The sequence below is a fragment of the Alicyclobacillus fodiniaquatilis genome (assembly GCF_042678105.1).
GTDB lineage: Bacteria > Bacillota > Bacilli > Alicyclobacillales > Alicyclobacillaceae > Alicyclobacillus > Alicyclobacillus fodiniaquatilis.
Genome location: NZ_JBHUCX010000009.1, coordinates 23,974 through 34,845, shown reverse-complemented (window position 1 = coordinate 34,845; position 10,872 = coordinate 23,974). Strand labels below are relative to the sequence as shown.

Annotated in this window: 9 protein-coding genes and 1 rRNA gene; all 10 read right to left on the bottom strand. The window is 56.1% G+C overall.

Annotated features, from left to right (window positions below):
* Positions 1-75 (bottom strand): 16S ribosomal RNA (locus ACFSB2_RS02935); the annotation flags it as partial.
* Positions 76-532: 457 nt separating this feature from the next.
* Entirely contained in the window at positions 533-1,426 is an 894-nt protein-coding gene (locus ACFSB2_RS02930; protein ID WP_377941140.1) for an EamA family transporter, read from the bottom strand.
* A 72-nt stretch (positions 1,427-1,498) separates the two neighbouring features.
* Entirely contained in the window at positions 1,499-2,782 is a 1,284-nt protein-coding gene (gene purD / locus ACFSB2_RS02925) for a phosphoribosylamine--glycine ligase (protein ID WP_377941139.1), read from the bottom strand.
* 16 nt (positions 2,783-2,798) lie between these two features.
* Complete coding sequence (gene purH / locus ACFSB2_RS02920) at positions 2,799-4,367, bottom strand: bifunctional phosphoribosylaminoimidazolecarboxamide formyltransferase/IMP cyclohydrolase (RefSeq protein ID WP_377941138.1); 1,569 nt, start codon at positions 4,365-4,367, stop codon at positions 2,799-2,801.
* 72 nt (positions 4,368-4,439) lie between these two features.
* Complete coding sequence (gene purM / locus ACFSB2_RS02915) at positions 4,440-5,465, bottom strand: phosphoribosylformylglycinamidine cyclo-ligase (protein ID WP_377941137.1); 1,026 nt, start codon at positions 5,463-5,465, stop codon at positions 4,440-4,442.
* A gap of 3 nt (positions 5,466-5,468) precedes the next feature.
* Entirely contained in the window at positions 5,469-6,908 is a 1,440-nt protein-coding gene (purF, locus tag ACFSB2_RS02910) for an amidophosphoribosyltransferase (protein ID WP_377941144.1), read from the bottom strand.
* A gap of 42 nt (positions 6,909-6,950) precedes the next feature.
* Complete coding sequence (gene purL / locus ACFSB2_RS02905) at positions 6,951-9,179, bottom strand: phosphoribosylformylglycinamidine synthase subunit PurL (protein WP_377941135.1); 2,229 nt, start codon at positions 9,177-9,179, stop codon at positions 6,951-6,953.
* Entirely contained in the window at positions 9,160-9,852 is a 693-nt protein-coding gene (gene purQ, locus ACFSB2_RS02900) for a phosphoribosylformylglycinamidine synthase subunit PurQ (RefSeq protein WP_377941134.1), read from the bottom strand. Before purQ ends, purL begins: the two co-directional genes overlap by 20 nt.
* The gene (gene purS / locus ACFSB2_RS02895) at positions 9,849-10,112 is read right to left on the bottom strand and encodes a phosphoribosylformylglycinamidine synthase subunit PurS (RefSeq protein WP_377941132.1); all 264 of its coding nucleotides are present in this window, start codon (positions 10,110-10,112) and stop codon (positions 9,849-9,851) included. The genes purQ and purS overlap by 4 nt, the downstream gene beginning before the upstream one ends.
* Positions 10,109-10,834, bottom strand: a complete 726-nt coding sequence (gene purC, locus ACFSB2_RS02890; protein WP_377941131.1) for a phosphoribosylaminoimidazolesuccinocarboxamide synthase — start codon at positions 10,832-10,834, stop codon at positions 10,109-10,111. The genes purS and purC overlap by 4 nt, the downstream gene beginning before the upstream one ends.
* Positions 10,835-10,872: the final 38 nt, after the last annotated feature.

Sequence of the window (10,872 nt, the reverse complement as noted above, 5' to 3'; positions counted from 1 at the left end):
AGAAGTCCGCTCGACTTGCATGTATTAGGCACGCCGCCAGCGTTCGTCCTGAGCCAGGATCAAACTCTCAACAAATGTTGTCTTGCTTTTCGTGGTTGCCCACGATGAATCGCTCAAGGCGTGGCTGTGTGTTTAGTTTTCAAGGTACCAAATCAGTGCAGCTTCTGTCGAAGCAGCTCAAGCAATATATCACGAAGCGAAGTTCGTTGTCAACCATTTAGGTTTTCGAAACTTGGAGACCAAGTGAAGAAAACGTTGATGTGACGGGATATATCGGTCGGAATCGAAAGAGAAGCGCTCGAAGCGACATCGACTAATATATCACCCCTGTGCCTAGATGTCAAACATGAAATTGATTTTTTTCGCATCTGTAAATCTGCTACGGCATGCAGATAAATGCCAAAATACAAAAAGATGAGGAGAACCACAGACGGAATCCCCTCACCCCATCAAATAACTAGACCGCTCACCATATAACACGGCGTGTGTCCCAATCCACCCAACCCACTCTACGCCCGTTCGCACCCCAGTCCTAGACCATCGGCTGCATGCGCCGCTTCCGCCGTTTAAGAGTCATCTCGCTGACGACAATACCCAGCAGAATCAGAATGACACCGGACCAGCGCATCCAATTCACAAATTCATGGTTGATCAGCCATGCGCCAAAAATGGCCGTCGGCAACTCAATGGTGCCCAAAATACCGCCCATACGCCCACCAATGCGAGGAATGGAAACGAGGATAAATATGGTTGGCAACGCTTGACTCAAAAATGAGATCCAACCACCCCAATAGAACAACATCGGACGAGCCATGGCGTGCATCAGTTGGCCAGGCGGAAATGGAATGAACATCAGGAGCATCGCCACCGTGACCACCAGCGCGGATCGCAATTCCGGTGAGACAGCCATGTCGTTATATTCAGACAGATATAGATTAAACGCATAAGATACCGCGGCCATTAGCCCCAACCCGATAGCCCAAAGCGGAATATGCCGCCAATCTGACATTTTGAGACCAACGGCCAACAACGTGCCGATGACGATGGCAACGAGCCCCACCCACTTCATCGGACTAGGCCAGCGGCGTTTCACGACGATGTCAATGATGACGGTCATCCACGCAAATTGGAATAACAGAATGATGCCCAGCGACGCTGGCAAGACCGTCAGCGCTCGATAATAGCAGTAACTGACCGCAGCGTTGCACAGACCAATGACCAAAATCAATATCCATTGCGATCCGCTGATGCGCGCGCCTTTATGGCGAAAAGCGGCCAATATCCACAGGACGCCAAACGCCAGAACATATTGAATATCGGTCATGGCCTGGACGGTGAAACCGTGTGCGTAGGAAAGTCGCAAAACCGGGGAGACAAATCCGTAACTGGCACCCGCCAGCAACATCATCAACATATATATGGCCATCCATGATCCTCCTCAAACAAAAACCGGGTACCAGGACCCGGTTTGCACAAGGAACATCATACCTGATCGCCACTATTGCTGCCAATTATGTGCGATGTCGCGGCGATACTGCATTTGATTAAAGTGAACTTGGCTGGCCGCCTCGTAGGCGCGCTGCGTTGCTGCCGGAACATCCTGCGCCGTGGCACTGACGGTCAGCACCCGTCCGCCCGCTGTCACCAGTTGTTGTTGCTCCAAAGCGGTGCCAGCGTGGAAAATGACACTGTCATCTGCCGCTTGATGCGCAATTTGGATGGGCGTCCCCTTATCCGATTTCGCGGGGTACTCGCCGCCGGCCAACACCACGCAGACAGTTGCGCCATCGTGCCAGCGGAGATCGACATCTGCTAAACCATCGTGTGCGACTGCCCACATCACTTCCAGCAGGTCTGATGCCAACAGGGGTAAAACCACTTCTGTTTCCGGATCCCCGAAGCGAGCGTTGAATTCAATCACTTTTGGACCGGATTCAGTCATCATCAAACCGGCATACAACACGCCGCGATAGACGATACCCTGCGACTTGAGCGCGGACAACACAGGTTCAATGATGGTTTTGGTCACTTCGGTCGCGTGATCCGCCGTAAACGTCGGCACAGGTGCAAAAGCGCCCATACCACCTGTATTCGGGCCCGTATCCCCTTCGCCGATGCGCTTAAAGTCACGCGCTGGCATCATCGGCACCGCTGTGTTGCCATCGACGAAATACATCAGCGAGATTTCTTGACCTTGCAGAAACTCCTCAATGACCACACGGCTCCCTGAAGCGCCAAACCGATTCGCTTCCAGCATGTCGACAATGGTCGCATCCGCCTCTTCGATGCTTTGCGCGATGACGACCCCTTTGCCTGCCGCTAATCCGTCCGCCTTGATGACGATTGGCGCGCCAAGTTTACGCACGAAAGCCTTTGCGTCATCCACTGCTGTGAAAACCTCGAACGCCGCCGTCGGCACGTTCGCGTCACGCATCAACTGCTTGGCAAACGATTTCGAAGCTTCCATCTGCGCAGCGCGTCGATCCGGCCCAAACGCCGGAATTCCCGCTGCCTGCAGGGCATCCACCACACCCTCTGCCAGCGGCTGTTCAGGTCCAACCACCACAAAGTCGATGTTCGTCTCCTTCGCCCATGCTACGAGTTCGGCGTGATCATCCACGGGAACGGCCACAGCCGTGGATATTTCCCACATCCCAGGGTTGCCAGGTAGGCTATACAACTGCGGCCGCTGCGAACTCTGCGCCAACTTCCAAGTGATGGCATGTTCACGTGCACCTTGGCCGATCACGGCGACCCGTGGGTTGGTCGGTAAATTTGGCATTCCGTCAATCGCTCCCTCAATGTAAAAAGTGCCGTTGGCCCGTAAACACCATCGCCAAGCCCAATTCGTTAGCTGCAGCAATGCTCTCTTCATCGCGAATGGATCCGCCGGGTTGCACAAGCGCCGTCACACCTGCAGCTGCGGCCACTTCAACCGTGTCGCGCATCGGGAAGAACGCGTCGGACCCCAGCACACTGCCGCGCGCTCGGCTGCCCGCCTGCTCAATGGCGATTTTTGCCGCTCCCACGCGATTCATTTGGCCAGCGCCAATACCCAGTGTGTGAAATTCATTGGTGAGCACAATGGCATTCGACTTCACGAATTGCACCGCGCGCCAAGCAAAGCGAAGCGCCCGTTCCTCAGCCTCGGTCGGCGTGCGGCTGGTCACGACCTGCCAGTTGGCGGAAGCCGTCTGGTGATCGACCTCTTGCACGAGCAGGCCGCCCGAGACGCGCTTGAAGGTGGTGGCGCCTGCTGGCCAGAGCGGTTGATTCATATCCACGGTCAACAGGCGCAGGTTTTTCTTCTTGTGGAAGATGGCCAATGCGTCATCTGTGTATGCCGGTGCGATGATGATTTCCAGGAACAATTTCGCCAGACGCTCCGCCAACGGCCCATCCACTGGGCGATTGAGGGCGACAATGCCGCCGAAAATCGAAACTGGATCTGCTTCGTACGCCCGTCCATACGCTTCATCCAGCGTCGCGCCAATGCCGATGCCGCACGGATTCATATGTTTGACAGCCACGACGGTCGGCTGCTCGAAGTCGTCAAATGCGCGCAAGATGTTGAGCGCTGCATCTGCATCCTGGATATTGTTATAAGAGAGTTCCTTGCCTTGCAACTGTGCGGCGCGAGCGATGGTCGCCCGGGATGCGCCTGGTTCCATGTAGAAATGCGCAGCCTGGTGCGGATTTTCGCCATAGCGCAGCGATTGTTTTGAAATCCCCTCAAACATGACCAAATTCGGCCATTCGCGCTGGCCTTCTTCTTGTTTTTCCTCGCGTACAGGCTTGCTCAGATATTCCGCCACCAGCCGGTCGTATCGTCCAGTCAGACGAAACACTTTGGCTGCGAGTTCCCGCCGTAAAAGCGGATTCACTGTGCCCTCTTGCAAAGCGGAGATGACACGAGCGTAATCGTCGGGATCGACAACAGGCAGACAGAAGTCGTGATTCTTCGCCGCTGCGCGCAACATGGACGGACCGCCGATGTCTATCATCTCAATGGCCAGTTCGTCCGTGACATCTGGACGCGCGATGGTCTGTTCAAACGGGTACAGATTGACGACAACCAAGTCGATTTGCTCAATACCGTGCTTCTCCATCTGCTCAAGATGCGAAGGCAAATCACGCCGCGCCAGCAATCCGCCATGTATTTTTGGATGCAGCGTCTTGACGCGGCCATCCATGATTTCCTCAAAACCGGTATACGATTCGACTGGCGTCACTTCAATGTCGTTTTCACTCAAGTGCCGCGCAGTGTTGCCTGTCGATAAAATCCCATAACCAAGCTGCTTCAATTGCTGACAAAATGGTACGATGCCGTCTTTGTCGAACACGCTGATGAGTGCCCATTTCTGCATGCGCTTGCCCCACTCCTGTCCTGTGAATAATCGGTTAACTTCGTGCCGCGCCAACGCGATGAACCGAACGCGTCAGCGAAATTCGACGCCTTCCACACCAGTTGCCACTTCGCCGATGGTATAAACCGTCTCCCCAGCTGATGTCAACGCCGCTGACACCGATGCTACTGCATCAGCGGGAACCACGACCACATAGCCAATGCCCATATTCCAAACCCGCGCCGCCTCGGCGAAGGACATGCCACTGGTCTCCAACAGCCAAGTGAAAACACTTTGCTGCGGCATGGACGCTTGCTGAATGACAACCCCTTTGCCATCCGGAATGACACGAGGAATGTTTTCGATCAACCCGCCGCCAGTGATGTGCGCCATTGCGTGAATGGGCAAACGTTGTTCGAGCAGCGATAAAATGGATTTGACGTAAATCCGCGTGGGACGAAGCAGCGTTTCGGCCACGCTTGTCGTTTCACCAGGAAATGGTTCATCCCAGGCGAGACCGCTCTCTGCCACGAGCTTGCGCACCAAGCTGTAGCCATTGCTGTGAATGCCATTTGACGCCAGCCCGAGCACCACGTCGCCGGTCTCCACTTGTTTCCCATCAATCATCTCGTCGCGATTGACCACACCGACGACAAAACCGGCCACATCGTACTCGCCGCCAGCATACATGCCGGGCATCTCCGCTGTTTCACCGCCGACCAGCGCGCACCCCGCTTCATTGCACCCTGCGGCGATGCCCTTCACGACATCTGCCGCCACATCCACGTCGAGCGCGCCCGTCGCAAGATAATCTAGGAAGTACAGCGGTTCGGCGCCGATGGTCAAGACGTCATTGACGCACATCGCCACACAATCAATCCCAATGGTATCGTGGCGATTCGCGGCAAACGCGACCTTCAATTTCGTGCCCACGCCGTCCGTGCCGGAGACCAACACGGGCGACGGATACCGTGATAAGTCGAGCGCAAAGCCGCTGGCGAAGCCGCCAATCTGCCCCAGCACGCCAGGGCGTTTCGTCTCTTCGGCAAATGTTTTGTAACGTGCTGAAGCCTCGTTGCCAGCTGCGATATCCACACCGGCTTGCTTGTACAAATCCATCTTTCAGCCTCCCACGTGGACAAGTTGGTGGACCGTGTTCTTCAACTCTTGATCGATCAGTTCAGTTGGATAACTGCGTGTAAAGCAGGCGTTGCAAAACGGCACTTTTTCACCTTCCGCGTAGCCGAACGCCTCCATCAGTTCTGCAACGGTGAGAAACGCCAGGCTGTCTGCCTCAATCAACTTGCAGATTTCGTCCTCATTATGCGTCGAGGCAATCAGCTGATCTGTCGTCGCCGTATCGATACCGTAGTGGCAGGAGCTGACATACGGCGGACTGGAGATGCGCACGTGCACTTCGCGCGCGCCAGCAGAACGCAGCAACCGCACGATGCGGCGCGAAGTCGTGCCACGCACGATGGAGTCGTCAATCAGCACAACACGCTTGCCGTCAACAATGGAACGGACGGCGTTGAGTTTCAACTGTACGCCAATGTCGCGCAATTCCTGCGACGGCTGGATGAATGTGCGCGCGATGTACTTGTTTTTGATGAGTCCCATCTCGTTGGGCAATTGACTCTCCTCTGAGTAGCCTGCCGCCGCCGAAATGCTCGAATCCGGCACGCCAATGACGATGTCACCATCAGCCGGATGGCGCTGTGCCAGGATTTTGCCGAGCCGTTTGCGCACCGTGTGCACGTTCCAACCATCCACATCGCTGTCTGGTCGCGCGAAGTAGACATGTTCAAAAGTGCACATCGACCGCTGTCGCCGTTCGGCGAAGCGCTGTGAAGTCAGGCCGTTCGGGCCCATCCGAATCAATTCGCCCGGCTCGACGTCGCGCATGAGTGTCGCCCCAATCGTCTCCAGCGCACAAGACTCCGAAGCGACCACGTAGCCGTCATCCAGTTGACCAAGCACCATCGGACGCAGTCCCAGCGGATCGCGGACGGCAATCAATTCGTCATTCGCCAGGATGACGACTGAGAAGCCGCCTTGAATCTGCTTGGCTGCAGCCGCGACTGCGCCAGCGAGATCTGGCGCGTTTGCCTTCGCGATTAGATGCGCGATGACTTCTGTATCCGTCGTGGTTTGAAACAGGCTGCCCTCTTCCTCCAAGCGAATGCGAAGCCACTTGGCATTGACCAAGTTGCCGTTGTGCGCGATGGCAAAGTTGCGCGCATGCGTGGTCAGCGTGATGGGCTGCGCATTCTGCGGTGTGTTGGCGCCTGCTGTCGAGTAACGGACATGGCCAATGGCCGCATGCCCCAAGAGATTTTCCAGTTGACCTTGCTTGAACACATCAGACAGTAAACCAAGTCCTTTATGGCTGTACATTTTGTCACCATCAGTACTTGCGATGCCCGCAGCTTCCTGGCCGCGGTGTTGCAATGCGACAAGCCCATAGTACGTGAGCGCTGCCGATTGTGAATGCTGATAAATTCCGAAAACCCCGCACTCTTCCTGTGGTCTGTCCGGTCGCATTTCTCTCATCTCCTGCATGTTGTTCACCAAAGGCATCTCCCTTCGTGGCAAACTCCTGTGTCACGCTTTCTCTGTATATTTGGCCATCATCGCATTTGGAATGGCCTGTTCAAACACTTCCCGCAGTTCTTGTAGAGATAGATTGGCATGCGTTGTCCCATTTTGCGCCACCATCATGTTCGATCCCGCCAAACGGCCAAGTTGGCGCGTCGGCACACCGGCTTCACGTGCAGCAAACAGGAATGCTTGCGCCTGTTCCGGCGCAACAGCAACGATGATGCGCCCTTGCGCTTCCGAGAACAGCCAACCGTGCAAATTCATCCCGCCAGGCACTTCTACCGCGATGCCTCGCGCGCACTGCATGCATATCTCAGCCAGCGTCACCGCCGCGCCGCCTTCACTGACATCATGCGCGGCAAGCAGCAGACCGTCGCTCGCCAGCACCTGCATCAATTGATGCAACTTTGCCTCTTCCGCCAAATTGATGTATGGCGCATCGCCCACAGGGCGTCCACAAACCACTTCACCGTACAACGACCCATCCAACGCGTCATCCTCGCGTCCCAGCATCCACAAGGACACCTGGTCATCCACTTCAACCGGCACGCTGGCGATCCGGCGGCCAATCCCGTCGATCACGCCGATGGCGCCAACCACAGGCGTCGGTTGAATGTCCACGCCGCGCGTTTCGTTGTACAAGCTGACATTGCCGCTGACCACTGGGGCCCCCAGGACCTCGCAAGCGGCCGCCATCCCGTCGATGGCATCACTCAATTGGCGCATGATCTCCGGCTTTTCCGGATTGCCAAAGTTGAGACAGTTCGTGATGGCAAGCGGCCTAGCGCCTACGGTCACGAGATTGCGCACCGCCTCGGCAACGGCGATCTCGCCCCCCTTGCGCGGGTTGAGATAGACATAACGGCTGTTGCCATCGGTCGTCATGGCGACCGCTTTATCTACATCTGGCACCTTGACAAGCGCTGCGTCATACCCCGGTCCCAGCACGGTCGATGTGCGCACAGATGTGTCATATTGGCGGTGAACAAATGCCTTATCGGCCACACTTGGATGCGCCATCAGGTCAAGCCAAGCGGTTGCAACCGGCGTATCCGTTGGAATCGCCTGTTGGCTTGGCGCTTCCCAAACACCTGCCTCCCGTTCGTAGACAGGCGCTTCGTCCACGAGCGCAGCCACCGGCATATCCGCAACCACTTCGCCGTGCCAAATGAGTCGCAGTCGACCATCGTCTGTCACCTTGCCGACATCCGCCACTTCCAAGCCGTAGCGTCGGAAGATTTCAAAAGCGATTTCTTCGCGGCCGCGCTCCATGACGACGAGCATGCGCTCTTGTGACTCGGAAAGCATCATTTCATAGGGCGTCATCTCCGTCTCACGCACTGGCACATCATCTAAGTGCATTTCAATGCCGCCGCCAGCTCGGCTCGCCATTTCCGCCGAAGAGGAGGTCAACCCAGCCGCGCCCATGTCCTGGATACCGACCACAGCCCCAGAGGCAATCAACTCCAAGCACGCTTCCATCAAGAGCTTGCCCAAAAACGGATCGCCCACTTGCACAGCCGACCGTTCTTTTTCGTGCGGGTCCTCTGCCGACGCGAACGTCGCGCCGTGGATGCCGTCACGCCCTGTGCGCGCGCCAACCACAAACACCGGATTGCCAACGCCGCTCGCCGTGCCCCGCATCATTTTGTCGGCAGGGAGCAATCCGACACACATGGCGTTGACCAATGGATTCCCTTTGTAGGTCGGGCTGAATTGCACCTCACCAGCAACGGTCGGAATGCCGACGCAGTTGCCGTACCCACCAATGCCGGCCACCACCTGTTCAAACAAGTAACGCGTGTGCGCGTCGTCGAGCGGGCCGAACCGCAGGCTGTCCAAGAAGGCAATCGGGCGCGCGCCCATCGTAAAAATGTCGCGGAGAATACCGCCGACGCCAGTCGCAGCGCCTTGGTACGGCTCTACCGCCGATGGGTGGTTGTGGCTCTCCATCTTAAACGCCACAGCCAGCCCATCCCCGATGTCCACGACACCCGCATTTTCCCCAGGTCCTTGCAAGACATGTGGCGCGGACGTTGGAAACCGCCGCAAGTGCGCCTTCGAACTCTTATAACTACAATGTTCTGACCAAAGCACACCGAAAATGCCAGCTTCCACATAGTTCGGCAGACGCCCTAGCTTTTCCGTCACCAGCGCATATTCGGTTTCAGTCAATCCCAAATCGCGGTAGAGGCGCTCGTCGCGAATTTGTTCAGCGGTTGGTTCCAACAAGCTGCCGTCCCTCCTCTAAATAGCGGTGCATCGATTGAAACATGCGACGTCCATCCTGAGATCCCATCCAGTCAATGACGGCGCGCTCCGGATGTGGCATCAGACCGCAGACATTGCCCTGTTCGTTGACAATTCCGGCAATATCATCGACTGAACCGTTCGGGTTGTCACCATAGGTAAACGCGACAAGCCGTTTGTCAGCCAGCGCTTTGCGTGTCGATTCGTCGGCGAAATAGCGACCCTCGCCATGTGCGATGGGAATGTGGATCCGCTCACCAGGCTGATAATTCAACGTAAATGGCGTTTCGCGATTCGCGACCACGAGTTCTGTCATGCCGCAGTGAAACTTCAGTTGGTTATTGCGCAACAGCGCGCCTGGCAATAAGCCGCACTCCGTCAGCACCTGAAATCCGTTGCAAATTCCCAACACAAGTTTGCCGTTGTTCGCTTCTTTCTGCACGGCTTCCACGGCAGGGGAGAAGCTTGCGATGGCGCCGCTGCGCAGATAATCACCGTAAGAGAACCCGCCGGGCAAAATGATGGCGTCGTACATCGACAAATCACTCGCATCGTGCCAGACGAGATCGACCTCATCGCCTGTCACTTCCCGGACTGCGCGGGCGGCATCCTCGTCACAATTTGAGCCTGGAAACACAATGACTGCCCATTTCATTCGGCCACGAGCTCCTTCATGTCATATGCGTAGGTTTCCATCACCGGATTGGTCAGCACCCGTTCACACATCTCTTCAATGCGCGCTTTGGCAGCCGCTTCAGTCGCTGCTTTCACGGTCAGGCGCATGTATTTGCCAATCCGCAAGTCGCTTGCCTCGTCGTAGCCCTGCACGTGCAGCGCCTGTTCTGCTGCATGGCCCTGCGGGTCAAATACGGATGGTTTGAGCCAGATGCGAACTTCGACCTCAAATGTCGTCATTGTGATTGCCCCTTTCTGATCCGCGCGAACACTTCTTGGTATGCATCTTCCACATCGCCAAGGTCCTGACGGAAGCGGTCCTTATCCAGTTTTTTGCGCGTGTGCACATCCCAGAGCCGACAGGTGTCTGGTGAGATCTCGTCCGCCAACACAATCGTCCCATCGGCAAGACGGCCAAATTCCAGCTTGAAATCGACGAGGATCAAATCGCACTCCGCAAACTTCGCTTGCAGCAGACGGTCGATTTCCAAGGCCTGTCTGCGCAACGCTGCGAGCTCCTCGCGCGTTGCGAGATGGAGCACAATGGCGTGATCGTCCGTGATGAGCGGGTCACCCAATTCATCGTTCTTGTAGCAGAATTCGACGAGCGGTTCGGTCAAATCGGTGCCTTCCGCAACCCCGAGCCGCTTTGTAAAGCTACCGGCCGCGATATTGCGCACGATGACTTCAATCGGCACAATCTCCACCTTGCGCACGAGCGTCTCGCGCTCGGACAACTCTTCGATAAAATGGGTCGCTACGCCGTTGGATTCCAAGTAGCTGAACAAGAGATTGCTCATCTGGTTGTTGATGCTGCCTTTACCGACGATTTGTCCCTTCTTTTGGCCATTGAAAGCGGTGGCGTCATCTTTATAAACGACGCGGACGACATCCGCCTGCTCGGTGGCGTATACCTTCTTCGCTTTACCTTCATAGAGGAGTTCTGTGGCTAGCACGTGCATCCGCTCCTTATTGTTCGTGATGACCGTCCAATCGATGA